The sequence below is a fragment of the Thermoclostridium caenicola genome, assembly GCF_900142095.1.
In the GTDB taxonomy this organism is placed as follows: domain Bacteria; phylum Bacillota; class Clostridia; order DSM-8532; family DSM-8532; genus Thermoclostridium_A; species Thermoclostridium_A caenicola.
The window spans coordinates 1-26,284 of sequence record NZ_FQZP01000041.1; the positions used below are offsets into that span (position 1 = coordinate 1).

Here is a 26,284-nt window from a genome sequence, read left to right on the forward strand (position 1 = left end):
CATATGCGGTTTTATTGTCATACCCAAAATCCGCAAAACTGCCAAGAAAACCAAGCAATCCAGAAGTACAGCTCAATATTATCAAGGTAAAAAATTAAGAAAAACAGAGATATTAAAAGAAAACGAGAGCTTATTAAGGGAGCACAACGCGGCTCACCCTCATGGTCATTTAGGAATAACCCTGCCGTTGAACTGCACCCCTTTCCCCTGTCATCATCTTTATTTTCCTTTGTCCAAAACCGACCTTCTTTGAGAACCAGTGATGCAATCGGGGCTATCCCGGGATATTGACAAAAGATGTCTGCCCGTTTTATGATAAATGTATCATTAATACCATTCAAATCAAGTAAAGGTGTTTTTATGTTGGCCGTTTACCTGGCTTAAGGCAATTGAATAGTATTGAGGCAAACATTGGGGCTTATGGCCTTATGTTGTTGTGCCTCAGACTATTGCTTAAGTCAAGGATAAGGCGGCTCCGGAAAAGGTTTATCGCCGTTCAGACTTAGCTTGAACGGCTTTTTTATACCCTTTTTTGGATACATGGACCGGCATCCGTTCATGTTGTCAACGGCTGCGCCCGTCTCTCTTTGACGGTGCGCAGCTTTTTTCGTTCCAAGGTTTCCAGAACACATCAAACCCACAAGGAGGGATTTTATGAAAAGCATTGCCGTCGCCTGCCGCATTCTCCTTCACCGAAAAAGATTTTTGGAGGTTATTTACCATGAACCAACACACCCTCGATATTCTCGAATACCAGAAGATCAAAGAAATGCTGGAAGCATTCACGGTTTCCGATCTGGGGCGCGACCTCGTCCGGGCGCTCAAACCTGAGACCGATATATCTATCATCAGGAACTGGTTGATGGAAACCGGTGAAAGCAGGGCGCTTCTGGATAAAGGGGCTTCCGTCCCATTAAGCAGCCTCGACGGAATCGGAAAAGTCCTGGAAAAGCTGGGCAAGGTAACAGTTCTGCTGCCCGAGGACTTAGCAATTGTAAAAAACGTGCTGGTGGGCACCGGCCGCATAATGGGTTACATGAAAGCGCGTACCGAGCTGGCGCCCCATGTGGCCTCCTACGCGGCTTCCATGTTTCCGCTGGAGGATTTGGCCTCCGAGATCGACCGCTGCATCCGGGACAGCCGGGTGGATGACAAGGCCTCGCCTGAACTGGCACGCATCCGCAAAAGAATCGCTGTGGTCGAAGAACGCATCACAAGCAAGCTGGAAAGCATCCTGCGCTCGCCGGACTGGCAGAGCAAACTGCAGGATGCAGTGGTCAGCATCCGGGGCGGAAGCTATGTCATACCGGTAAAACGCGAACACAGGCGTTCAGTGGACGGCGCTGTTGTGGACACCTCGTCCAGCGGTTCCACCGTGTTCATCGAGCCGGCGGCCATCCGTTCCCTGAAAAACGAGCTGAATCTTTTAAAGCTGGAAGAGGAAAAGGAAGTATTCAGAATCCTCTCCTGGCTCACCGGGCTGGCGGAAGGGTACAAACGGGAGATCACCATCAATGTGCAGACAATGGCCCATTATGATTTCCTTTTCGCCAGGGCAAAACTGGCCAACGCCATGAAAGCCGTTTGCCCGGAAATCAATGAAGACAGGCGCATTGAGATTCTCGGTGGTCGGCATCCCCTTCTTGGTGAGGCTGCGGTACCGCTTGATTTCCGCATCGGAGAGGATTATGAGGCCTTGATCATCACAGGCCCCAATACAGGCGGAAAGACCGTGGTGCTGAAAACCGTCGGCCTATTCTGCCTCATGGCCCAGTCGGGGCTCCATGTGCCGGCCGCTTTTGCCAGCCTTCCGGTTTTCCGGGATGTCCTGGCAGATATCGGTGACGGGCAGAGCATCACCCAGTCCCTGAGCACCTTCTCCTCGCATATCCGCAATATCATCAGCATCATCCGCTGTGCCGGCCCCGATACCCTGGTGATCCTGGACGAACTGGGAACGGGAACCGAGCCGGCCGAAGGTATGGGGCTCGCCGTGGCTGTTTTGGAAGAACTGAAGCGAAAAGGCAGCATTATTCTGGCCACTACCCACTACAGCGAGATCAAGGCGTTTGCCAGCATGACTCCGGGATTTAGAAACGGATGCATGCTGTTTGATCCCGACTCCCTGATGCCCCTCTACAGGCTGAGCATTGGCATCCCGGGCGAAAGCAATGCCTTCCTCATCGCGCTCAGGCTCGGCATGGATCCGGAGATCATCTCCCGGGCCCATGAAATCACCTACAAGGAAAAGAAGGCCTATCAGGCTCCCCCGCAAGCATCCGGCAGTTGTGGAAATATTGGCAGCACCGCAAAGGAGGCTTTCCATACCATCCAGGCGCATACCGGGAGGGTTGAGCCCGCTGCACAAAGCCATGAAAAATCCGGGCGGCACAGGGAACACCGCAAAAAGGCCGGAAAACCGCCAATTGCTTCTTCCTTCAAGGTCGGAGATTGCGTGTTTGTCACCAGCATGAACCGCACAGGAATCGTTTGCGAACCGGAAAATGCGCGGGGCGATGTGGGCGTTCTGATCATGAAGAAACGGTTTGTTATCAACAGGAAAAGGCTGCGCCCGTATATCGACGGGAAGGACCTGTATCCTGAAGACTACGATTTGTCCATTGTCCTGGACTCCAAGGAGAACCGAAAAAAACGCAGGATCATGAACAAAAGACATGTGGAAGGCCTGACCATTGAGGTTCATGAGGGCACAACCCGTAAATAAGACCGGAGCAAAGATTATGAATCAAACAGGATAGGAGTGATGATGATGGCCATTATACAAGCAAGATCACTGACAAAGATCTACAGGAGAATAAAAAAGCAGGATGGGCTGAAAGGAGCCTTTAAAGCCCTGTTTCACAGAGAGGTAGTGAAAAAGGCCGCTCTGGACAGCTTTGACCTGGAGATTGATGAGGGCGAATGCATCGGGCTCATAGGACCCAACGGCGCAGGCAAAACCACGCTTGTCAAGCTGCTCTGCGGCATTATCCAGCCCACATCCGGTTCCTGCGATGTGCTGGGCTTCACCCCCGGCATGCTCAAGAATGAGTTCCGGAGAAGCTTTGCCGTGGTCATGGGGCAAAAGAGCCAGTTGTGGTGGGATCTGCCCGCTTCCGATACCTTTGCCCTGAACCGGGAGATCTATGACATTCCGGAAGAGGTATACCGGGCCAACATGGATTATTTCAGCGACCTGTTCCAGGTAAAAGACCTGATCAACGTACCGGTAAGAAACCTGTCCCTGGGCGAAAGGATGAAGATGGAACTGATAGCGGCTCTGCTTCACAGCCCCAGGGTCCTGTTCCTGGACGAACCCACCATAGGCCTGGATGCCATCGCCCAGAAGCAGATCCGTCAGTTCCTCAGGCAGGTCAACCAGGAGAGGGGCGTGACCATACTCCTGACCAGCCATTACATGGAGGATATACGTCATTTGTGCAAAAGGACCGTGGTAATCAGCAGCGGCAAAAAGATCTATGACGGACCGCTGGACATGCTTCTGGATCGTTTCCAGGAGTACCGTGTCATCCATGTGACTTTTGAGCGGGAAACCGAGCCGCAGCTGGATGCGGTGGAATGGGTGGAAAAAAGCCCATACAAAGCGGTCTTCCGGATCCGGCGCGATTTGGTCACACCCACTCTCCAAGAGATGCTCTCCCTGTATGATGTGGATGATATCCGGATCGAAGAAGAGGATATCGGAAACGTGATCGAGCGCATCTACCATGGTGAAAACGGAGGTGACTCATGTGGGCAAGTATCTTGAAACAGGGAAAATCAGCATGAAAAACCAGGTTGCATACCGGTTCGACGTCTTTGTCCGCAGCATTCTGCCCTTTATCAGGTTATTCCTGGCTTATGCGCTCTGGAAAGCCCTCTATGCAGGACAGTCGGTGATAGGCGGCATGAGCTTTGAGATGATGATGACCTATTATCTCATTACCTCTTTCCTGCTTAGGCTTGACCAGTCCTCCGGACTTGTGTGGGAGACTGCTGAAGAAATCCGGGAAGGCCGCTTCTCGAAATACATGGTGCGCCCCATCAGCCCACTGGGCCACTTCCTTGCAGCAGGCCTTGCTAAAACCCTGTATGTCCTTCTTCTGGTCCTGCCGGCCGTAGTTGTTTTAGCTGCGTTCATGCACAGAATCCTGCTTCCCCCTGCGGGCTGGATGAACCTGGCCGGAGCGTGCCTGATGGGCTTTATGGGGCTCATCTTTCTCTGTCTGCTCAATTATCTGACAACCATGCTGGCTTTCAAATTCAACGATATCACGGGCTGGCACCTTCTCAAGGAGAACCTGGTGGAATTCCTTTCCGGATCACTGGTTCCCCTGTCCCTGCTACCCGAATGGATACAGGAAGCCATGCGGTTCTTCCCTTTCTACTACATGCAGTATCTGCCTGCCTCGCTGTATCTTGGTTTAAAGACCGAAGAATTTGTCCCGGGACTGATCATCCTGGGTCTGTGGATCACGGGGCTCTATGGGCTGTCGGTGTTTGTATACCATCGTTTCAGAAGGATTTATGAGGGGGTGGGCAACTGAATGAAAACCATAGCACGCCATTTGCGCCTCATCAAAACGTTCTTCAGCTTCAGGATGAGCAATCAGATGATCTACCGGGCCAGCTTCTGGACAGCGTTTTTTGTTGACGTTTCCCTGTTCCTGATCCATCTTGCGGTGTTCCAAACGCTGTTTTTCAACGTGGACAGTATCAACGGCTGGAGCAAATATCAAATGGTCTTTTTTGTCGGCACCTTCACCCTGATTGACGGCCTGGAGATGTGGCTCTACTTTTTCGGCGTTACCAGCATACCCATGAAAATCCGGGAGGGGAAGCTGGATATTTACCTGACAAAACCGGTAAACACGCTGTTCTGGCTCACTTTCGAAAACATGGATATCGGATCGGCCTTCATCTGTATCCCGGGCATCATCATGATCGTCACTGCATCCATCAACCTGGGTATCCGCATCACGCTCTGGAAGATTTTGGGCTATATCCTGCTGCTTATGCTGATGCTCGTGCTTTTATACAGCCTGATGCTCATCATCAGAAGCCTGTCCTTTTTCTTCATCAAAACAGGGGCCCTCGATGAGTTGGAAGGTGAACTTATCAGCATCAGCTTCAGAGTGCCCGGTGTTGTATTCAGAGGCATCACAAAGCTGATCCTGTACGTGCTCCTGCCCTATGCCCTTATCGCCACCATCCCCACCCAGTTTTTCACCGATGTTTTAAGCGGTGGCATGTGGCTGCTGGTCCTGGGGGTAGTGACAGCCTTCGTTCTGCTGTCCCGATGGATATGGCGCATGGGCCTCAAGCGCTACGGAAGCGCCAGCAGCTGAGGTTGCATCATGCCATTGTGCTCAAAGCAATTCCCTTCACTTATGTATCCACTCGCAAGGTATTGAAGAGATTGCCACGCTCGTTTCACTCGCTCGCAATGACACCCCGGGTTGGACCCTGCCGGCCATCTCTCCTGTGTCATTGCGAGGAGCGCAGCGACGAAGCAATCTCAGACCACCCTTCTGTCATTGCGAGGAGCACTGCGACGAAGCAATCTCTTCAAGACAGGATGATTCTTGCAAAAATAAAAGGACATGGGCTCGCGAATGTCTGCAAGGCCATGTCCTTATTGCGCTTTATGATGTGTTTCATCGCAAATGCGCTTAAATCAGCCCATATTCCTTAGCCAGGTTTGTGAAGGCCTTGAGGCTTCTCTTGATCATCTCCGTACCATAGCAATAGGCGATACGGGCATATCCGGGACAACCGAAGCCGGAGCCGGGAACGATGAGCAGGTTGTATTTCTGCGCGGTCTGGCAGAACGCCACATCATCTTCAATGGGCGATTTCATCCACAGGTAGAAAGCCCCCGACGGCTTGACGCATTCAAAACCTACGGAGGTGATATGGTTGTACAGGATATCCCTGTTTTCCTGATAAAAAGCGGTGTCAACTGCCACGTCCAGGTTTTCGGCCACAACCTTCTGGAACAGCGCGGGCGCATTGACAAATCCCAGGGTCCTGTTCAGGGTGATCATGGCCCCCATAAGCGTACCCACATCATCAATACGGCTGCTGGCAGCCACATAACCGATTCTTTCACCAGGCAGCGCATGGGATTTGCTGAATGAGTAGATGATGACACAGTTTTTGAACACCGACATCATGTTGGGCACTTCAACGCCGTCATAAACGATGCTCACATAGGGTTCGTCGGACAAGACAAAGATGCTGGTGCCGAATTCCTTCTCCTTCTCCTCAAGGGCCGTCCTCAGGTTTTCCAGGGATTCGCGGCTGTATACCACGCCGGTAGGATTGTTGGGCGAATTGAGGATGATGGCCTTGGTCTTGGGGGTGATGCTCCTCTTAACAGCCTCCACATCGATATGGAACGTGCCCTTTTCGGTATTGACGATTACGGGCTTTCCGTCGGCATTTTCAATATAGGACAGGTATTCCACGAAGAAGGGCGCCAGCACGATAACTTCCTCACCAGCGTTCAGCAGCGCTTTGAGCGCAATATTCATTCCGGCGGCAGCTCCGCAGACCATCAGGATATGATCCTTGGTCAACGGCGCGCCGCTCTTCTTCTGAAGGTGCGCGGCGACCTTTTCCCTGACATCCTCGAATCCGGCATTGCTCATATAATAGTGCAACCCGGGTGTTGCGCTGTTGACGTATTTCTTAAGGGACTCCTGTACCGGTACAGGAGGTTCTATTTCAGGATTGCCCAGGCTGAAATCAAAAACATTTTCCTCGCCGTATTGGGCCTTCAGTTTGGCGCCTGCCTCAAACATGGCACGGATCATGGACGATTTGGCCAGACTGGCAACAATCTTCTGGTTAAACATAGGCACTTCTCCTTTATGGCTCCTTCATGAATAATTATTCGGTCGGTCAATCATGGACAAACTTGCTGTATACGCTTATCTTACACCATTGGGGCCTTTCCTTGCAATAAACAGAGGCCTTCTCATTTGCAAAATATGCAGAAGGCGGGTATATACCCGCCATTTTTCAGAGAGAGTAGCCCTTTTTGAAGGCTTCTATATTCAAATCCACAAACTGCGGCTTCACCGTCTTCCGGATGGCATCCAGCCATGTCTCTTCCGCGATATCCGTCCTTTTGGCCAGGACGCCTATCATGACTACGTTGACAGCCTTGATGCTGCCGCAGGCCTCGGCCAGCTCAAGGGCAGGAACCGTCACCACGTTGGGATAATCCGCCTTAATCTTTTCAACAATGTTCTCCGGATATTTTGCCTTTCCGGTGATGACCGGCATGGGATCAATCCTTTGCGTGTTGATGATAATGGAGGCATCCTTTTTGGCATAATCGATCCAGCGGAGGGCTTCCAATTCCTCAAAGCAGAGCAGGATATCGGCCTCACCCTTCTCGATAATGGGCGAGTGAACCTTGTCCCCCATTTTCACGTAAGTCACCACGCTGCCGCCCCGCTGGGACATCCCGTGGACTTCCGAAACCTTCACATCGGTGCCGGTGCTGATACCCACGGTGCCAAGTATCCTGCTGGTCAGAAGGGTACCCTGTCCTCCCACGCCAACTATCATGATGGATGTACTACGCATGATCGCCACCAACCCTTTCAAAAGCATTAAAACGGCAAACCTTCGTACAGAGATCACAGCCAACACAAAGGGCTGGGTTCACCTCAACATGGGTACCCCGGTCCACGATGGCAGGACATCCCAGGCGCATGCACATCTTGCACCTGGTGCATTTCTCCCTGTCGATCCGCAAAGCACCGTTGAACTTTACATGCTTCAGCAGGGCGCAGGGCCTTTGGGCGATGACCACTGAAGGTTCATCAGCGGCAACTTCCTCCTTGATAACCTTCTCCAGGGTTTCCAAATCGAAGGGATCGCAAACCCGCACACGGTCAACACCCACGGCCTGGCACAGCTTCACCAGATCCACCTGGCGTGTGGGCTCACCCTTGATGGTGAAACCGGTGGTAGGGTTATGCTGATGCCCCGTCATGCCGGTGATGGAATTGTCCAGTATCACCACCGTGGAGGTTCCCTTGTTGTAAACGATACCAATAAGGCCGGTTATACCGGAATGAATGAAGGTGGAATCCCCGATAACTGCAACGGTCTTGCGGGCAGCATCCCGCCCCATGGCTTTTTCCATGCCGTGGGCCATACCCACGCTGGCACCCATGCACACGCAGGTATCCATGGACTCAAGAGGAGCTAAAGTACCGAGTGTGTAGCAACCGATATCCCCTGTCACGGTCAGTTTCAGCTTCTTAAGCACATAGAAGAGACCGCGGTGGGGACATCCCGGGCACATGACCGGGGGACGGACGGGAACCTCTTCCTCAATGTTGTTGAGCTTCTCCGCCTTTTGTCCCAATATCCTTTCCCGGATCAGGTTGGCGTTGTATTCGCCGATCAACGGCAGCAAAGCCTTGCCTTTTACAGGAATACCCATCTTCAGGCAATGATCTTCGATAAAGGGTTCCAACTCCTCAATGACATAGATGGTTTCAACGCCCGCGGCAAACTCCCGGATAAGCTTTTCCGGCAGCGGATAAACCATGCCCAGCTTCAGGAAGGAGGCATTGCCAAAAGCTTCTTTCGCATACTGGTAAGCTATGCCGCTGGTGATAACGCCTATCTTCCTGTCGCCCCATTCGATATGGTTTAGCGGGGTCTCATTGGAATACTCAGTGAGTTTTTCAAGCCTTTCCTCCACCACCACATGGCGCTTTCTGGCCATGGCGGGCATCATGACGTATTTCCCCGGATCCTTTGCATAGGGTTTCAGGGGAATATCCTCCCGCTCGCCCAGTTCCACCAGTCCCTGTGAATGGGCTACCCGGGTGGTCAGCCTTACGATGATGGGCGTGTCGAACTGTTCGCTGATTTCAAAGGCCTTCCTGGTGAAATCCTTGCATTCCTGGCTGTCTGAAGGCTCCAGTACCGGTACCTTGGCAGCCCTGGCGATGAGACGGGTATCCTGCTCATTCTGTGAGCTGTGCATACCCGGATCGTCGGCAACAAAGATCACCAGTCCGCCATTCACTCCGGTATAGGCAGCGGTGAACAGGGGATCTGCCGCCACATTCAGGCCCACATGCTTCATGGCGCAGGTTGCTCGGGCACCGCCCACAGAAGCGCCGATGGCTACCTCAAGGGCCACCTTCTCGTTGGGAGCCCATTCGGAATAGATCTCGTCATATTCTGCTATGTACTCGGTTATTTCGGTGCTGGGAGTCCCCGGATAAGCCGAAGCCACTTTTGCACCGGCTTCGTATACACCTCTGGCAATGGCTTCATTGCCTAACATCAGTTGTTTCATTGCCCTTCGCCTCACGTATTATTCTGGTATGCGCGGGATAACCCCGGATGCCTGTGTAGTTTCAACATTTTTATATTATATCAGTATTCTGTCGGCACTGTCCAATACTTTAGCGAAATGAAGTAGATATATACGTGACAATCTCAAAATTCGGAGAGACCGTTAGGTTGTTGGAAGCTGGTGTCGTTTCAAACGCAGTGTGAAAAGCTGCTTCATAACTAAAAAGGGATTTGCCCGATGCGGATTCAGGCAAATCCCAGTTTCGTTCTATATGCCGTCCAAATCAGGCCGCATTCTGTTCGGAGGCATCAAACACCTTGCTGATATGTGCCTCGCTGTATTTCTTGGTGACCAGGCTGACCACCGGCACCACCACAAGGGAAGCCAGCATGGCAATGGCGCCGATTCCGGGCACAAAGACCTTGCCCATGGCATACCCGACTTTCGGAAGCTCAATGGCAAGACCCACAGCCATGACCAGGAAGCCGGTTGCAAACCCGGACCAGGCACCGATGCGTGTGGTTCCCTTCCACAGCAGGCCATACAGGTACGGGGCGATAAACATACCTGAAATTACGCCCCAGGACAACGCCATCAGCGCGTCAATGGTCGGGTTTTCCCAGATGGCCATGAAGAAGGAAAGGGCGACGAAGATCACGCAGAATATACGCATCAGCAGCATATTCTTCTTTTCATCAATATTGGGCTTGATAAACCCTTTGATCAGGTCTATGGAAATCACGGAGCTCGAAACGAGCACCAAAGAGGACAAGGTGGACATGGATGCTGAAAGCATCAGCACAATGATGATGCCCATCAAAACATCCGGCAGCGCTTTCTCAAGCATTACGGGTATGATCATATCCATGTTGCCGCCGCCGGGAACCTCGTTGTTCAGCATAACCCGTCCAAAAGCACCTACAAAGTATGCGCTGCCGCCGATGACCAGGGCAAAGAGCGTGGAGATGATGGTTCCCCGCTTGATGGCTTTTTCATCTTTTATGGCATAGAACTTGTGCAGCATTTGCGGCAGTCCCCAGGTTCCAAGGCTGGTCAGCAGCACCAGCGCACCCAGCCTGAGGGGGGTTGGGCCAAAGACACCGGTCAGGTTGCTGTCGATGGCTGCCAGCTTGGCAAGACCATTGGACAGTCCGCCCACTTCGGGATGATTCAATATGTAAAACACCATCAGGATGGAACCGCCGAGCATGACAACGCCCTGGATCAAATCATTGAGCGCTGCAGCCACATACCCGCCGAGGATAAGATACACGCCGGTCAGAACCGTCATGATCAGGATGATGGTATTCATGGGAAGTCCAAAAGCGCTTTCAAACATGTAGCCCAGACCCTTGTAAATGGAAGCGGTATAGGGTACCAGAAATACAAAGATCACAAGGGCGCTGACGATTTTCATGGCCATACTGTCATACCTGGCTCCGAAGAACTCGGGCATCGTGGAAACGTTCAGCTTGTGGGTCATGACACGCGTTTTTCTGGCCAGCAGGAGCCAGGCAACCAGGCAGCCGATGACGGCATTTCCGATACCGATCCAAACCACCGACAAGCCATTGGCCCAACCGAACTTACCGGCATAACCGACAAACACCACAGCGGAAAAATACGAGGTGCCATAGGCAAAAGCGGATATCCATGCGCCCATCTTTCTGCTGCCCAGAAAGAAGTCGTTGATACCGTGCACACGTCTCCTGCTGTAGATTCCAACACCAATGGTAACAAGAATGAAGATCACAAGAAGAGCAATCTTGACAGGCATAACAAAACCATCCTTCCATACTGCAAAATTGAGAATTGGGAGTTTCTTTCCCAACTGCCCGTGTCTCCATACTACATGATGCGTAAGAACCGCACCTCTACTTATCTCATTATACCTTATCTATTTTTTTTGTAAATAGAACAGATCCTCAATTCAATGGGTTTAAAGCGCCAAAACACAAAAAGGACGGCTCCCTTCCCCATACGGGAGCCATCCCTTTCTGCCGTTTGGCAGCACATATCCTGATACTGCGCTCCTGCGCAGATTCGTGCCTATCGATGGATTCCTCGGTACACCTCTTCAGCCAAGGCTCACAACAGTAACACCGGTTTCGCCCTCGCCGTATTTTCCCAGCCGGAAGGACTTCACATGCTGATGCCTGCGAAGATGTTCGGAAATAGCCTTTCTCAGCGTGCCAGTACCTTTTCCATGGATCAGGGTCACCTCATGGAGACCGGCAATAACGGCATCGTCCAGGTACTTGTCCACCCGGTCCAGGGCTTCCTCGACGTTGAGGCCTCTCAGATCCAGTTCCAATCCAATGGGAGATGCCTTCACACCGGCCGTTCTGACGTGCTGCATCTTCTCAAGGGCATTCTTTTGCTCATCCACACGTGACAGTTGGGAGACATGGACCTTAATCTTCATAATCCCTGCCTGGACAAGCACCTGTCCGTCCCCGTCAGGCTCGTCCAGCACGGTGGCTTTTTGGTTGAGGTTGAGCAGCATTACGCTTTCGCCGGGCTTAAGATCCTTCGGTGGCTCTGCATAAGCAGATCTGATGCCAAAGCCATCCGTGTAGGAAGCCTCCAGGTGGTCAAGCCTGCGCACACCCGCCCTGGCTTCCTGGAGCTCTTTCATACTCTGCTCTATTCCCTTTTTCTCAAGTTCTTTCAGGCGTTCCAGGAGTTCCTCCGCTTCCCTTCTGGCCTCGCGAACCAGGGCGCGGGCTTCCTCCTTCGCCTTGGCAATGATTTGATCCCTCTCCCTGGCTATCTTCTGTTTTTCCTTCTCGGTCTCCTGCCTGAGCGCTTCTATCTGGCGCCGGAGGTCTTCGGCCTGCTCCCTTTCCTTCCGGGATTCAATCCTGTTCTTCTCGATGTCGGACAAAACATCCTCAAAGCGCAGATTGTCCTGGGTCAGATACCCTTTTGCCCTTTCAATGACATCCTTTCCCAGCCCCAGCTTTTCGGATATGGCAAAGGCGTTGCTCTTGCCGGGAACACCTACCAATAACCGGTAGGTAGGTCTGAGGGTCTCCACATCAAACTCGCAGCAGGCGTTCTGCACCCTCTCCCTGGTCATGGCAAAGATTTTCAGTTCACTGTAGTGGGTGGTGGCAATGGTACGGATTCCTCTTTGGGTCAGGCCCTCCAGGATAGCGATGGCAAGGGCGGCGCCTTCCGTGGGATCGGTTCCTGCCCCCAGTTCGTCAAACAAAACCAGGCTGGATTCATCCGCTTCCGCCAGTATCCTGACGATGTTCTTCATATGGGACGAGAACGTGCTCAGGGACTGCTCAATGCTCTGTTCATCGCCAATGTCGGCAAATACGCTGCCGAACAGCCCGAACTCGCTGCCTTCCTTGACCGGTACGTGAAGCCCGGCCTGAAGCATCAGCACGAAAAGGCCTACCGTTTTCAGGGTAACCGTTTTTCCACCCGTGTTGGGTCCGGTGATAACCAGGGTCGAAAACCCGTATCCCAGCTCAATGTCAATGGGCACTACGCGCTTCCTGTCCAGGAGAGGATGCCTTCCCTGGAGGATCTTAATGGCCCTTGAGGCGGACAGTTTGGGGCATATGCAGTCCAGATCCCGTGAGAGCTTGGCCTTGGCAAACATGAAGTCAAGCCTTGCCACGATATCCACATTGGCTTTCAGCAAGTCCTTGATCTCTGCAACCTTCCCGGTGAGTTCCGCCAGGATCCTTTCAATTTCCTGCTGTTCCCGGATGAGCAGCGCCTTGATCTCATTGTTGGTCTCCACCACCGACAGGGGCTCGATGAAGACCGTGGCGCCGCTGGCCGACATGTCATGGATCAGGCCGGGTACCAGGGCCTTATATTCCTGTTTGACCGGAATGACGTAGCGATCGCCCCGCATGGTGACAACAGCATCCTGCATATACTTTTTGAACTCAGCCGAACGGATGATGGCATTAAGCTTGTCCTTAATACTGTCCTGCTTTTGCCGGATGCTTCTGCGGATGGACGCAAGGGTCGGACTGGCATGGTCCGAGATCTCCTCTTCGCTGATGATGGCATGCGAAATCGCTTCCTCCACTTCCCGGGATGGCGTGATCTGCCTGCCCAGTTCCAGCGCCAGATTGCCTTCCCATTCGGAAGGCACATCATTGGTCAGATATTGCTTCAGGATGCGGCAGCATCTGAGCATGTCGCCTATCCTCAGCAGTTCGGGAATGCTCAGGGTTGCGCCTAACTCGATGCGCTTCAGGGAAGACCGGATATCATGGACCCCGCCAAAGGGAGGGCTGCCCTTCCGCCATAGAAAGGCCGCCGCATCGGTGGTCTCCTTGAGCCTATACTCCACTTCATGCAGATCGGTTGACGGGACCAGCATTCCGGTGAGGGCCCGGCCCAGTTCGGACACCGACCGTTCGTCCAGCATTTTTATGATTTTATCATATTCAAGCACCTTAAGTGCCTTTTGATCCATAAGCATCTCCTTTACAGAAAATCAGGCCATCCCATGCAGGATGCCCAAAATCCGCCTGTCCGCCGTGAAGCGGTACACATACATGGACCTTCAATTGAAACCGGGGATTAATCCTTTCTTACCCTGGGAGCGATCTTTTCGAAATAATACCGTATCCAGAGGGTAAAGAGATAGTCGTAAAGCAGGAACAGGATCTGCAGAACCGCTCCGGCTGCCGGAACACCCCAGCCCATTGTGAGCGCTTCCGGCAAAAAGGTTTTGGCCAGGCTCCAGGCCGGCCAGAGAAAGAGATTGAAGGCGGCCAGCTTGAGCACAATCTCCAGCCATACCACCCGAAGGCTCTCTATATGGTATTTGAGAACCGTGTAAATCCCGAAAAAAGCGATGTAAGGGATAATGTTGAGTTTTTCCGGAACGGCAATAAATCCTGCCACGCTGGTGACCACATAACCGGCCCAGGCAAAACGGATACCACACTCAAGCAGTATGACCGACAAGATAAAAGCGGCCAGCACATAGAATCCCAGCCGCCCTGTTGGTGCGATGGATTCCAAAACCAGCGCCAATACGACTAATGCAGACAGAATCCCGGTCAACGTCAGTTTCCTGGTATGGTTTAGTGGCCTACGCTCAGCCGACAAGCTCATTCCTCCATCATCAACGGATTCCCTTTTTCCGGATCGCCATCAGCAGCAGCTGATGAGGTCGCCTCCCATGCACTCACAGCAGGAGTCGGCACACCACAGGGTACCGCATATCTGGCACATATCCGGACTACTGCGGTAATTGTTATAGTAATAGGGATTGTGCCTGTAGCCATAGGACTGGTTGTTCAGGTTGTTCAGGGCATTCCTGTATTCAAAATTCGACGGATCCATGTTGACCGCTCTCTGGATGTTGCTGTAGGCCCTGTCGTACCAGCCGCGCCTTAAGAAAACCAGCCCCTGGAGATAATACCAGTTGGCATTGCGGTTGCGCATCCTGTCCAGAATGCGCTGCGCCCCGTTGAGATCGCCACGGTTCAGGCAAGCCCTTGCCTGCCGCTCCAGCTCCGATTCATCGGCATAGCCCTGCTGGGCATTCTGCTGATACTGGCTGCTTTGCTGGCTCTGGTACTGGTAGGAGCTTCCCTGGGAAGAGGTGCTGCTGTCGTCGTAATCATACTGGTACTGGTAAGCGCCCCCGGCGTTCTTCATGAGGAACTCATAGGCTTCATTGATCTCGCGCATCTTCTCATCGGCAAGATCGGCAAGCGGATTGCCGCGGTAGCGATCCGGATGATATTTCTTTACCAGTTCCCGATATGCCTTTTTGATCTCGTCGTAACTGGCTCCCTCTTTGACCCCTAAAACCTTATATGGATTTTTTTTCATTATTCCCGCATCTCCCCTGTAACACCTTGTCTGTCTTCACAATGAGGCCTGAATAGATGATATTGTCAAGGATACCCGTGTTCTTTTCCGCTCCCAGCAACGCATAGGCTTTTTCGCACTCGCTCAGGGAGTAAGTCAGGCTAAAATCCAGTTTGTCCTTTATACTGGCCTTGAATGCATCAAGATCGCCGCCATCGTACCGGTATTGTTCCAGGATAGGGTTGTAGCTGCCGGACTTGACGTCATCGGCCAAATCGTCCCATGCGTCGAGTATGTAAATCCATCTCCCGATATTGTAGCCCAGCCATCCCAACACCTTGCGCCTTCTTTCGTCTTCCACGTGGGGACATTCAAAAACCTCGCGCATGATGCTGGCAAAAGGTTCGGCCGCCTCATCAACCGAGGCGCACCTGGCCTTTTCAAGCCGGTTCAATTCGCCAAGCAGCTCTTCTATTCTCCTGGTCTTCTCCTGGTACCTTTTTTCGGCTTTTTTAAAGGCACTCTGCAGGGCCAGGCAGCCGCAGCCGCCCAGAAGGTTTTTCTCATCAGACCACTTATCCTTTAAATTATAATACGCCAGAATGATGTTCATGTCTGATGCATATTCGATAAACCGGTTGGGTCTGATCAAAAGGCGCTTCCTGATGGGATGGGCAAAACAGCGCACAATATCCCCCTGGATAGCCTCATGGCTGGTGGCATCCAGCAGGACAGCAAGAAAGGCCAAATCATAACTCAAGGAGAGCCTGGGTACCTGTCCGTACCGCCGGCCAATGCTTCTGCAAACACTGCAGTAATAACCACGGAAAACTTCGAACTCGCGAATCTTCAATTCGGGTTTATCGGGCTCGACATAACCGAACATTCAACACCTCATATCCGTTATTTTGAAGAAGCTTCGGTTTTCTGAGCCTCTTTTGTCTTGTCAAAGCTTACGCCCTGGACATGAATGTTTATGGCATTGACATGCATCCCCGTCATGCTTTCCACCGAGGATTTGACACGTTCCTGGATCCGCCAGGCCACATCCGGGATTCTGGCCCCATAATCCACCACGATGTAGAAATCGATCACGACGCCCTTATCGGAAATGTCCACCTTCACGCCCTTGGATGATGTCTTCCGCCCCAAAACCGAAGAAATATTGTCTGCAATACCGGAACTCATGCTGGCGACGCCTTCAATCTCGCTGGCCACCGTATGAGCGATAACCGTTATGACATCGGCTGATATCTTGATTTCTCCAATATCCGGGGAAGTATTCAGACTGAGTTCGTTTTCGTCCATACGGATACCTCCATCCATTTCAACTTCAACGAGGCTCCCTGCGTTCACTAAGAGACGATTCTGCGGCACTTCTCAGGATGTGTTGCATGATATAATTATACCTTCTCATATCTCCCAATGCAACTTTACATCCTGCCGGAGCCTTGACCGGACAGGTTTTGGCGTGGGCCGCGACGAACAAAGGAACATGGCAGCCATAAAATCAGGCGGCTTTCTGAGCAGCCCGTCCAGTCTGCAATCCCTTATAAACGGGATTGCTTTGCCTGCTGTTCAAGCCAGGCCACCAGATCCGCAATGGCATGGCTGTCATGGGGCGCCGTAAGGATATCGGCCATGCTCCTGATCTTCGGATGGGCATTCATGGGCGCAGCCCTGACATCCGCCTGCTCAAGCATTTCCACATCGTTGAGGTAATCGCCGATGGCAATCACCTTTCTGACCCTGCCTTTAAGCTCTTCCTTCAGGTTTATCAGGGCAGAGCCCTTATTAACGCCGCGACGGGTGACTTCAAGGTAGGTCTCGTCTGAGAAAAAGGTATGGTAGTCCTGTGACTTGTCCGCTTCCGTAATGATAGCCTGGATTTTTTGCAGCAGCTCGTTCTCCTCAAAGAAGAGCAGCTTGATCCATGGCTCGTCGATTAGCCCGGCATCCCCCCATTTGAAATGCTGCTTCTCAAGGGTCAAGTGCCAGTCTTCTTTTCCCAGGGGATTGACAAGATAAAGATCGTCAGGCGTATACAAATGGACACAGACCGAGGGGAACCGGGCCATGATGGTCTTCAAAACAGACATGATGGGCTCACGCTTTAATGGAGCCGTCCTCAGCATGGTCCCTGCAGAGAAATCATAAAGGCAAGCGCCGTTGTACAGGATATAGGGACAGTTCAGCGGAAGCCCCTCCAGATACATCCTCAGGTTGAACTGGGTTCTTCCGGTGGCACCGCTGAACAAGCCGCCGTTTTCCGTAAAGAACCTGATGGCCTCCAGGTTCGCACCGGATACTTTTTTGTCCGATCCTATCAACGTTCCGTCAAAGTCGGATACAAGGAGTAGCCCAGAGAATATATCCATAGTGTTCCCTTCTGCTTTGCACCATATTTCAGCTTATTCAAGATATATTTATAAGTTTTTCACGCCATGGTCAAGGCAAGTTTGCGCAGCGGTCGGAATATCTATAAACCGAGCCTCGGATTGACAGGGTGATCATGAAGAATACCGCAAGCCTTTACAGAAAGAGCGTTATTTATCTCTTTCCGGCACTGGCGCTCATGCTGGCGCTCTTTGCCAGGGAAACATCCAAAGCGGCAAGGGACGCGATATACCTGTGCCTGGACGTGGTCATACCCTCCCTTTTCCCCTTTTTTGTCCTGTCACGGCTGACCGTGCCCTACCTCAGGAATTTTTCCTGCCCGCGGATCCTGAGACGCCTGGTACAAGGTCTCATCGGCCTTCCCTACTATGTTCTGCCCACCATCGTCCTGGGCTATCTCAGCGGCTATCCCACCGGAGCGAAGCTTGCCCGGGATATGCTGGATGAAAGGCTCCTGGATTCAAACCAGGCTTCAAGGCTCATTGCCATTGCCAATAACTGCAGCCCGCTGTTCCTCATTGGGACGGTGGGCGCCGGCCTGTTCAAGAGCATCCGAATCGGGTTCATACTTCTGGCCATCCACTGGGTATCGGGTTTGCTGGCCGCGCTCATTCTCAACCAACTGCTGAAGAAAGGCCAGTTTGACCTGAAGAACGGCATGATGGTTTTTGAAAGCGACAAAACCGAAAGGAAAAGCAATCTCGCAGCGCTCATTCCCAGCGCCATAGAAGACGCCGCCATCCTTTCCATCAAGGTCACTGGCTATATCGTCCTTTTTGCGGTGCTGTCTGAACTGCTCTACCGGTTGGGCTTTTTCAGCCTGGTGGGCAGCATGGTGTCAGCCATTTTGCCGGAGATCATTACAGGGAGCGGCCTTGCGGCCGTGCTGAGAGGGATTATGGAGATCGCGTCAGGCTCCAGCGCCATTGCCCACACGGTCCAAATGCCGATCATCGTTCAGCTCTCCCTGGTCTCCTTCATCTGCGGATTTGCGGGGTTTTCGGTGCATACGCAGGTCATGGGCATCATGAAGGGGACCGGAACCCGGTACGGGGTGTTTTTCCTTGGAAAGCTTCTCCACGGAGCCGTAGCCGGCATACTGACCCTTGTAACCCTCAGCCGCCTGCCCGTGAGCCTGGCCGCTTCCAGCATGAGACCCATGGCGACCGGCATGCCTTCCTATTTAAGGTTTTTCACTATCACGGCCCTCATCGTCGCCCTGCTGATCAATCCATATAAAAATGGCGGAACTGTCCGCCATTCCAATAACTCTGCAAAACGATAAACCTGTGCTTATTTGAGTTCCTGCCTGTTCAGTTTGATGATATCCAAGGTTTCCTCCAGGATGTCTTCCACCTTGCTCAGGACGCTGTCTGCATACTCCCTGGTGCCAAGGCGGATTTCCCGTGCGTTCTTTTTGGCGTTGGATATGATGACCTCGGCCTGTTCATAGGCCTTCTTGGTAATCTCATGCTCATCCACAAGGGCTGCTATGCGGCTTTCCGCATTATTGAGGATGTTTTCCGCTTCCTTCTGCGCTTCGGCAAGAATGCGCGCCTTCTCTTCGGCAATCCGCTTGGCCTGTTTCATATCATCGGGAAGCTTAAGGCGGATTTCCTGGATAATTTCAAGCACTTCATCCCTGTTGATCAGGCACTTGCCGCCGGTAAACGGAACCGTGGTCCCGCTTTCAATGATATCCTCCATCTGTTCCAAAAGCTCCAAAAGCTCCATCATTCAGACACCCGCCTTTTTAAATTTCTCATAGATAAAAGGAGCAATGGCATGAGGAACATAATCCTCTATCCTGGCACCATTTCTTGCAAGCTCCTTGACCACGCTGGAGCTCAGAAAACAGTTGTTGATGCTGGTCATCATGAACAGGGTATCGATCTCCTGATCCATGTTCCGGTTCAGCAAGGCCATCTGCATTTCATACTCAAAATCCGAAACCGCCCGAAGGCCCTTGATGATGGTTTTGGCATTGACGCTCCGCATGAAATCCACCAGGAGCCCGGAGAAGCTGCACACTTCGATATTCTCCCTGTCGCCGATGGCCATTTTCAGAAACCGGGTACGTTCTTCCATGGTGAACAGGGGAGCCTTGCTGTGGTTGACGAGCACAGCCACGATCAGCTTGTCGCATATCTTGGCTGCCCGCTCAATGATATCCATATGTCCGTTTGTAACCGGATCAAAGCTTCCAGGGTAAACCAGTACTCTCAATGGTTAAGCCTCCTCATCCATACTGTTACGGATAAAAAAGGTAAAAACGGTGTCACCATAATGCTTGGAGCGAACTTTTACAAGGCTTCCGATCCTGTCAGGTACCGGTTCGCTCTCAATATGCTCCACTGCAATCAAACCATTTTCGACTATTATACCATTTTCTTCGATCATTTGCAGTGTTTTAATGACAAAATCTTGCGCATAGGGCGGATCCAGCAGGATCATGTCGAATTGCATACCCTGCCGGGCAAAGTGCTGGATGGCACGGTAAACATCCGATTGCACCACCTGCGCCTTCTCCTCCATCCTGGTCTTTTTGATGTTCTCTTTGATGATTTGCGTGCATAACCTGCTGTTGTCCACAAAAACCGCAAAATCTGCTCCCCGGCTCAGGGCTTCAAGCCCCAGGTTCCCGGATCCGGAAAAGAGGTCCAGGACCTTTGTTCCGGGAATATAGGGATGCAAGATGGAAAAAACCGATTCCTTCACCCGATCCAGCGTGGGCTTTGTTTTTTCTGTGGGTGGAACCTTAATGGGAATTCCCCCTGCAGTGCCTGATATAATCCGTACCATCTCTGTGCCACCTTTTCATATATACCACCAAAAGTCAGTTCATGGACAAATCCTGAAGTTTTTCCTTCACCATCAGTTCCACTCTTCTGGCCAGCGGCCGCCATGCTTCATCCTTTTCCAGCAATTCCTCCGCCATAATGTATTGGGCTGCCTTCTGCACGTCTTTCAGCACTTCCATGTCGCGGTACAGGTTGGCGATCCTGAACTCAGGAAGGCCATGCTGCCTGACACCGAAGATATCCCCTGGCCCTCGCAGCTCAAGGTCTTTTTCGGAGATGACAAAACCATCATTGGACTTGGCCAGGATCTCCATTCTCTGCCTGGAAATATGGCTCTTGCCCTGGTTGAAGAGGATGCAGTAGGACTGGTAAGGTCCTCTTCCGACCCTTCCCCTGAGCTGGTGCAGCTGGGCCAGTCCAAATCGCTCCGCATTTTCGATGACCATGATATTGGCGTTGGGCACATTCACCCCAACTTCAATGACCGTGGTGGAAACCAGCACATCCAGCTCGCCTTTGGAAAATTTACGCATGACCTCATCTTTGTCGGCGCTTTTCATCTTGCCGTGTATCAGCCCGACACGAAGCCCTTTAAGCGCATCCTCCCTTATCTTTTCAACCAGACCTGTGGCTGATTCCACTTCCAGCTCTTCAGATTCTTCCACAAGGGGGCAGACGATATAAGCCTGGCGACCTTCGGCGATGTTTTTGCGGATGAACTGGTAAACCCTGTCCCGCATGCTCTCATCCACCACATAGGTTTTGATGGGCTTTCTGTCGGGAGGGAGGGTATCAATGATGGAAACATCCAAATCCCCGTAAAGCACCAGGGAAAGGGTTCGGGGGATGGGTGTGGCCGTCATGACGAGCAGATCAGGATTTTCGCCCTTCTGTGAGAGCCTGGCCCGCTGGCGGACGCCGAACCGGTGCTGCTCATCGGTTATGACAAGGCCAAGCCTGCTGAATACGGTACTGTCTTCAAGAACTGCATGGGTCCCAATCAGGACATCCAGCCGCCCTTCGCCGGCCTCCTTTTTGATGGTTTCCTTCTCCTTCTTTTTCATGCCGCCGGTGAGCAGCCCGACCTTAATGCCGAACTTCTCCAAAAGCGGCGCAATGCTGCGGTAATGCTGCTCCGCCAGGATCTCGGTAGGAGCCATGAAAGCGCTCTGGTACCCTGATGAGGCTGCGATATAGATGGCCAGCACGGCCATAATGGTCTTTCCCGAGCCTACATCACCCTGTATCAGCCTGTTCATGCGCTTATCAGACTCCATATCGGCCTTGATTTCAGCCAGAACCCGTTCCTGGGCGGAAGTCAGTCTGAAGGGCAGGGCTTTGAGAAAAGGTTCCATATCGACAGGAGAAAACCGGATGCCGTTCTGGTTATTGTTGCTTCCCTTGATGGAGAAAAGCCCCAGCTGAAGCAGCAGCAGTTCTTCAAAGACCAGGCGTCTCCTGGCCATCTCCATGTTTTCCATGCTGGTGGGAAAATGGATCTGTTCAAAGGCGAAGGCTGTCTCTGCCAGCCGGTATTGGCTGCGGAAACTTGAAGGAAGAATATCCACAAGCTTGTCCGAAACGGCATCCAGAGCGTTCCGAAGGATTTTCCTGAGCATGTTCTGGGTAATGCCTCTGGTTAAGGAATAAACGGGCACAATACGGCCGGTAAGGTTCCCGGAATGTTCCAGTTCCTCAAAAACAGGGTTGTGGATCTCCACCCTGGCCCCAAGCCGTTTGACTGTGCCAAAAAAAACATATTCACGGGATATGTCTATGCTTTGCTTGATATAGCTCTGGTTGAACCATGTCACGTTCATCAGCGAGACACCGTCGGTCACCTGGGCTTTCAGCAGGCTCAGATTTCTTCTCGGGCGGCTTTCGGCGATATCGGAAACAAAGCGGATCCTTACGGTTATGGATTCCCCGTCGGCCGCCTCTGAAATAGGTTTGTATACCGAGCGGTCTTCATAATCTCTGGGAAAGTAATGAAGGAGGTCTCCAAGGGTAAAAAGCCCAAGCTTTGCGAACAGCCTTGCCCGGTTTTCACCCACACCTTTCACATATTTCAATGGTTGGTCCATCACCTTATTGTCATATACAGACATGAACCCTTCTCCCGCTGACTTCCGGTTTCCAGCCTCTCCTGCCGATAGGAACGCGAAATAGTGTGAACCTTTCTGATTCACACTATTTCAATAACCTAACTATACCATATTTAACCGAACCGTAAAAGACATTCATCCGGTTGTTCAGTGAAGCCTATCCCCGGCTTTGATGATGCGCATGGCGTTCAGGACAGCCAAAAGCGCCACACCCACGTCGGCAAAAACCGCTTCCCACAGGCTGGCCAGTCCGCCTGTAGCCATGGCCAGGAACAGAAGCTTGACGCCCAGCGCCAAAACGATGTTCTGGTACACAATGCGCCTGGTTTTCCTGGCGATGGTCACCGCATCGCCCAGTTTTCCCACTTCGTCATTCATGATCACGATATCCGCCGCCTCAATGGCTGCATCCGAACCGATGCCGCCCATGGCGATGCCTATATCGGCCCGGGAAATAACCGCCGCATCGTTGATTCCGTCTCCCACGAATGCCACCGGGTTGGCTCCCTGCTTTTCTTCCATGATGCGTTCCAGCACCGTTACCTTGTCCTGGGGAAGCAACTGGGCATGGACCCTGCCGATCCCAAGGCGCTTTGCAACATCGCGGGCTGTTACCTCCGTGTCGCCGGTAAGCAGTACGGTGTTTTGAATGCCAAGAGCGCGCAGCCTTTCGATGGCAGAACGGGCATCGGGCTTCAGCGCATCGCCCAGATCAATCCGTCCTGCATAGATACCATCCACCGCAACATACAGGGATGTTCCCGAGACAGGCACATCGTCCGCATCAATTTGGTGATCCTTTAGCAGACTCCTGTTGCCGCAGAGCACCTGTTTGCCGTCAACCCGGGCGCGCACACCCCTGCCGGGGATCTCTTCATGGCTGTCCATCCGGTCAGGATCCGGGTTCTGCCCATACTTACTGAGTATCGAACGGGCCAGAGGGTGGGTGGAATAGCTCTCGGCACAGGCCGCATAGTAGAGCAGTTCCTGCCCGGTAAAGCCCGGGCGGGGCGCTATGCCGGTTACCTCGAAGACGCCGGTGGTCAGTGTACCGGTTTTATCAAACACCATGGTGTCCACCTTGGCCAGCGCCTCCAGATAGTTGCCGCCCTTGACCAGTATGCCGCGCCTGGACGCGGCGCCAATCCCGCCGAAAAAGCCCAATGGTATGGAGATCACCAGGGCACAGGGACAGGAGATGACCAGAAACACCAGGGCCCGGTATGCCCACTGGCTGAACGGCGTCTGCGTCAGTATGGGCGGCACAATGGCCAATATAGCCGCAAGACCAACAACCGCCGGCGTGTATTTGGCGGCAAAACGGGTGATAAACCGCTCGGTTACCGCTTTCTTGCCGGCCGCTGTCTGGACCAGTTCCAGAATCCTGTTGACGGTGGAGTTCTCATAGCTCTTGATCACCTCAAGGGTCAATACCCCTGTCTGGTTGATGCTTCCGGAGAGGACCTCGTCCCCTTCCTGGACATCCCTCGGCAAGGATTCGCCGGTCAAAGGAGAGGTATCAACAGAAGAATGCCCCTCAATAACCCGACCATCCAGCGGAATCTTTTCTCCGGGGAAAACCTTTATCCTGTCACCGATTCGGACATTGGCCGGCTGCGCCCTGATCAATCCGTTCTCCGTGATGAGGTTGGCGAACTCCGGCTTGATGTCCAGGAGTTGCCTGATGGATTTTCTCGAACGGTCCACCGCATAGCCCTGGAACAACTCGCCGATCTGATAGAACAGCATAACCGAAGCGCCTTCCGCATACTCGCCAAGCACAAAGGCACCTATGGTGGCGATGGTCATAAGAAAGTTTTCGTCAAACACCCTGCCTTTGAGGATGTTCCGAAAAGATTTTGCCAGAACCTCGCCGCCGAATATGAGCCAGGCTGTGATGAACAGCAGGGTCTCAGGCAGGCTCTCCTTCGGAAGGATGATGGCTGTGATAAAAAGCAGAAGTCCGCCTATGTAAAGGGCAATCCGTTTTTTGAAAGACCCTTCCTCATTTTCTTCCTGCTCCGGTACGTCATCAACGATGGAAGAGCCGGGCTCTATGTCGGCCATGATGGTTTTTACGCGCTCCCGGATGCTTCCGGTATCCTGGCCGTCAAGTATCTCCACATAGAATTTCGCGTTGGCGAAATCAAGGCGCGCCGATGCCACACCTTCCATATTTTGAACAGCTGTTACGATTTTTTGTGCGCAGTTGGCGCAGCAGATTCCTTTCAGATTCCACTCATGCTTCGTCGTTTTCATGTCGTTTCCTCCGTTACTCCTGCAAAATCCGGCCAGGTCACTCCATGATATGTTCCATGCCCAGCTCGAATATCTTCTTGATATGGTCGTCGTTGAGTGAGTAATAAACAGTTTTTCCGGATTTCTTATACTTGACAAGGCGGGCGTTCTTCAGCACTCTCAGCTGATGGGATATGGCCGACTGCGTCATATTCAGGAGGTTTGCGATGTCGCCGACGCTCATGTCCGACTCGAAAAGCGCCCAAATAATCTTGATGCGGGTGGAATCGCCAAAGACCTTGAACAATTCCGCCAGATCATACAGCGGCTCATCCTCGGGCATCTTCTCCCTTACCTGCGCCACAAGATCCTCGTCCACCTCAGACTGTTCCAGTGAGCCCCTGTTCTCATCATCTGCTGCCATAAGTTCACCCTCTTGATTCGATGATTGCTCATTTGAACATTTGTTCATATGTAATTATATAACGGGCTCTGGCGTATTGCAATAGGGTTTTGGAAAAAAACTCCCGTAGAAATTCGGGCTTAAATATTCTTTCGCAATTGATAAGGATAGAGAAAGACTTCATGGATACAAGGCTACCGTAGGCAGGAGCAAGTAACTCAATCTATAAGAATGAATATGGACAGGCAGTTATAGACTAAAACAGAGAAAAACGCTCATCCAGCCCAAAGGATACTCAAAATACTCTCGGGCATGTAGGCTTTTTCATCACCTATATACCAGAAAAACTTGCCGTTATACTCGATTGACACATAATCCTGATAAATGTTTAAAACTAAAACTTCACCGTGATTATAAAATTTTATGGTGCCCTTTATATCACCCAGAAGATTGTTTTTGGGACCTTCCACCTGTATAAAATTGTCTAAATATTTGGCTATATTTTGGTTCCTCTCTGGCGCGAAAATTAGATAACCAGTCCTATTATACGCTTTACTAGAATATATAAAGCTCAACGGATTATCCGTCTTTAGCCATTCGTATTGTTGCTGAACAATAATGTCATACAAGGTGAAAAGATCACCATCACAACAATAGAATTCGTTATTAAATTTAAACGTACGTCTATCATAAACTTCTATCTTATATGAACCATCATTTTTATAATATGTGTAAGTGAATATGCCTTCAGGCATTGCTTCAGGCTCCTGTCCTCTTTTAATTGAGCTGATGTATTGATAGGGTGAATGTCTTAATAATTCCATGTCCTCAACAATATACTGCCCTAGGTTAGAATCGATTGTTATTTTGCTCCATTGATTTTCAAACAACCATGCAAACTCTTCGTTATCTTCTAGCTGATAATACTCCAGAAGCTCTGTTAGTTCTTCATTCTTTTTCTTAAGTTCATTATTTTCGTTAATAAGACTTTCATTAATAGTTGTCAGTCTACGAATTTCTTCAGTAAGGCCTGAAATCTCCGCATCCGCTGAGGCATTCCCACCAACACTTGAGCATGAGCAGAGTAAAAAGCATAACAATAATATAATGCCCCCCATTGTCAAGACAATTTTTCAGCTTTTCTAAGTTAGATTCTCCTTTCTTTAAATTTCCATATTTTACATTTATTTACTATGTC

23 protein-coding genes are annotated in these 26,284 nt (G+C 51.6%); 6 read left to right on the top strand and 17 right to left on the bottom strand.

Annotation, left to right across the window (positions count from 1 at the left end; genetic code table 11):
• From F3H12_RS13365 to F3H12_RS10050, 5 genes are all read left to right on the top strand, one after another.
• The coding region (locus tag F3H12_RS13365) for a hypothetical protein (protein ID WP_207706832.1) at positions 1 to 253 on the top strand (253 nt) is incomplete at its 5' end.
• 468 nt (positions 254 to 721) lie between these two features.
• Positions 722 to 2,725 (top strand): endonuclease MutS2, encoded by a 2,004-nt coding sequence (locus tag F3H12_RS10035; protein ID WP_149679188.1) that lies wholly within the window; start codon positions 722 to 724, stop codon positions 2,723 to 2,725.
• 45 nt (positions 2,726 to 2,770) lie between these two features.
• Positions 2,771 to 3,769 carry an ABC transporter ATP-binding protein gene (locus F3H12_RS10040; protein ID WP_149679189.1) on the top strand — a complete coding sequence of 333 codons (999 nt, stop codon included), beginning with the start codon at positions 2,771 to 2,773 and terminating at the stop codon, positions 3,767 to 3,769.
• Positions 3,753 to 4,547 (top strand): ABC transporter permease, encoded by a 795-nt coding sequence (locus tag F3H12_RS10045; RefSeq protein WP_188118483.1) that lies wholly within the window; start codon positions 3,753 to 3,755, stop codon positions 4,545 to 4,547. The genes F3H12_RS10040 and F3H12_RS10045 overlap by 17 nt, the downstream gene beginning before the upstream one ends.
• Positions 4,548 to 5,348 carry an ABC transporter permease gene (locus F3H12_RS10050; RefSeq protein ID WP_149679191.1) on the top strand — a complete coding sequence of 267 codons (801 nt, stop codon included), beginning with the start codon at positions 4,548 to 4,550 and terminating at the stop codon, positions 5,346 to 5,348. It begins immediately after the preceding gene.
• A gap of 324 nt (positions 5,349 to 5,672) precedes the next feature.
• On the opposite strand, the gene F3H12_RS10055 is transcribed toward F3H12_RS10050, so the two are convergent.
• The 10 genes from F3H12_RS10055 to F3H12_RS10100 form a co-directional block, all read right to left on the bottom strand.
• On the bottom strand, positions 5,673 to 6,860 hold the full coding sequence (locus F3H12_RS10055; protein WP_149679192.1) for a pyridoxal phosphate-dependent aminotransferase: 1,188 nt from the start codon (positions 6,858 to 6,860) through the stop codon (positions 5,673 to 5,675).
• A gap of 166 nt (positions 6,861 to 7,026) precedes the next feature.
• A complete protein-coding gene (locus tag F3H12_RS10060) occupies positions 7,027 to 7,599 on the bottom strand; it encodes an indolepyruvate oxidoreductase subunit beta (protein WP_149679193.1) in 573 nt (190 codons plus the stop codon).
• Positions 7,592 to 9,337: an indolepyruvate ferredoxin oxidoreductase subunit alpha gene (gene iorA, locus F3H12_RS10065; protein WP_149679194.1), complete on the bottom strand. Its 1,746-nt coding sequence runs from the start codon at positions 9,335 to 9,337 to the stop codon at positions 7,592 to 7,594. Before iorA ends, F3H12_RS10060 begins: the two co-directional genes overlap by 8 nt.
• A gap of 283 nt (positions 9,338 to 9,620) precedes the next feature.
• Positions 9,621 to 11,114 carry a sodium:solute symporter family transporter gene (locus F3H12_RS10070; RefSeq protein ID WP_149679195.1) on the bottom strand — a complete coding sequence of 498 codons (1,494 nt, stop codon included), beginning with the start codon at positions 11,112 to 11,114 and terminating at the stop codon, positions 9,621 to 9,623.
• Positions 11,115 to 11,414: 300 nt separating this feature from the next.
• The gene (locus tag F3H12_RS10075; RefSeq protein ID WP_149679196.1) at positions 11,415 to 13,790 is read right to left on the bottom strand and encodes an endonuclease MutS2; all 2,376 of its coding nucleotides are present in this window, start codon (positions 13,788 to 13,790) and stop codon (positions 11,415 to 11,417) included.
• Positions 13,791 to 13,897: 107 nt separating this feature from the next.
• Positions 13,898 to 14,431, bottom strand: coding sequence for a hypothetical protein (locus F3H12_RS10080; RefSeq protein WP_149679197.1), 534 nt, complete (start codon positions 14,429 to 14,431; stop codon positions 13,898 to 13,900).
• 45 nt (positions 14,432 to 14,476) lie between these two features.
• Positions 14,477 to 15,163, bottom strand: coding sequence for a DnaJ domain-containing protein (locus F3H12_RS10085; protein ID WP_149679198.1), 687 nt, complete (start codon positions 15,161 to 15,163; stop codon positions 14,477 to 14,479).
• A complete protein-coding gene (locus tag F3H12_RS10090) occupies positions 15,144 to 16,028 on the bottom strand; it encodes a DUF5685 family protein (protein ID WP_149679199.1) in 885 nt (294 codons plus the stop codon). Before F3H12_RS10090 ends, F3H12_RS10085 begins: the two co-directional genes overlap by 20 nt.
• Positions 16,029 to 16,045: 17 nt before the next feature.
• Entirely contained in the window at positions 16,046 to 16,450 is a 405-nt protein-coding gene (locus F3H12_RS10095; RefSeq protein ID WP_149679200.1) for an Asp23/Gls24 family envelope stress response protein, read from the bottom strand.
• 242 nt (positions 16,451 to 16,692) lie between these two features.
• On the bottom strand, positions 16,693 to 17,520 hold the full coding sequence (locus F3H12_RS10100; RefSeq protein ID WP_149679201.1) for an HAD family hydrolase: 828 nt from the start codon (positions 17,518 to 17,520) through the stop codon (positions 16,693 to 16,695).
• Positions 17,521 to 17,654: 134 nt separating this feature from the next.
• Here F3H12_RS10100 and F3H12_RS10105 point away from each other — a divergent pair, with 134 nt between their 5' ends.
• Positions 17,655 to 18,824, top strand: a complete 1,170-nt coding sequence (locus F3H12_RS10105; protein WP_149679202.1) for a hypothetical protein — start codon at positions 17,655 to 17,657, stop codon at positions 18,822 to 18,824.
• 8 nt (positions 18,825 to 18,832) lie between these two features.
• On the opposite strand, the gene F3H12_RS10110 is transcribed toward F3H12_RS10105, so the two are convergent.
• From F3H12_RS10110 to F3H12_RS10140, 7 genes are all read right to left on the bottom strand, one after another.
• The gene (locus F3H12_RS10110; RefSeq protein ID WP_479694075.1) at positions 18,833 to 19,276 is read right to left on the bottom strand and encodes an ATPase; all 444 of its coding nucleotides are present in this window, start codon (positions 19,274 to 19,276) and stop codon (positions 18,833 to 18,835) included.
• Positions 19,277 to 19,765: a pantetheine-phosphate adenylyltransferase gene (coaD, locus tag F3H12_RS10115; RefSeq protein WP_149679203.1), complete on the bottom strand. Its 489-nt coding sequence runs from the start codon at positions 19,763 to 19,765 to the stop codon at positions 19,277 to 19,279.
• 3 nt (positions 19,766 to 19,768) lie between these two features.
• A complete protein-coding gene (gene rsmD, locus F3H12_RS10120; protein WP_149679204.1) occupies positions 19,769 to 20,341 on the bottom strand; it encodes a 16S rRNA (guanine(966)-N(2))-methyltransferase RsmD in 573 nt (190 codons plus the stop codon).
• A gap of 34 nt (positions 20,342 to 20,375) precedes the next feature.
• Positions 20,376 to 22,448: an ATP-dependent DNA helicase RecG gene (gene recG / locus F3H12_RS10125; protein WP_149679205.1), complete on the bottom strand. Its 2,073-nt coding sequence runs from the start codon at positions 22,446 to 22,448 to the stop codon at positions 20,376 to 20,378.
• Positions 22,449 to 22,592: 144 nt separating this feature from the next.
• On the bottom strand, positions 22,593 to 24,704 hold the full coding sequence (locus F3H12_RS10130; RefSeq protein ID WP_149679206.1) for a heavy metal translocating P-type ATPase: 2,112 nt from the start codon (positions 24,702 to 24,704) through the stop codon (positions 22,593 to 22,595).
• Positions 24,705 to 24,741: 37 nt separating this feature from the next.
• On the bottom strand, positions 24,742 to 25,107 hold the full coding sequence (locus F3H12_RS10135; RefSeq protein WP_149679207.1) for an ArsR/SmtB family transcription factor: 366 nt from the start codon (positions 25,105 to 25,107) through the stop codon (positions 24,742 to 24,744).
• A gap of 254 nt (positions 25,108 to 25,361) precedes the next feature.
• Complete coding sequence (locus F3H12_RS10140) at positions 25,362 to 26,186, bottom strand: hypothetical protein (protein WP_149679208.1); 825 nt, start codon at positions 26,184 to 26,186, stop codon at positions 25,362 to 25,364.
• Positions 26,187 to 26,284 lie beyond the last annotated feature (98 nt).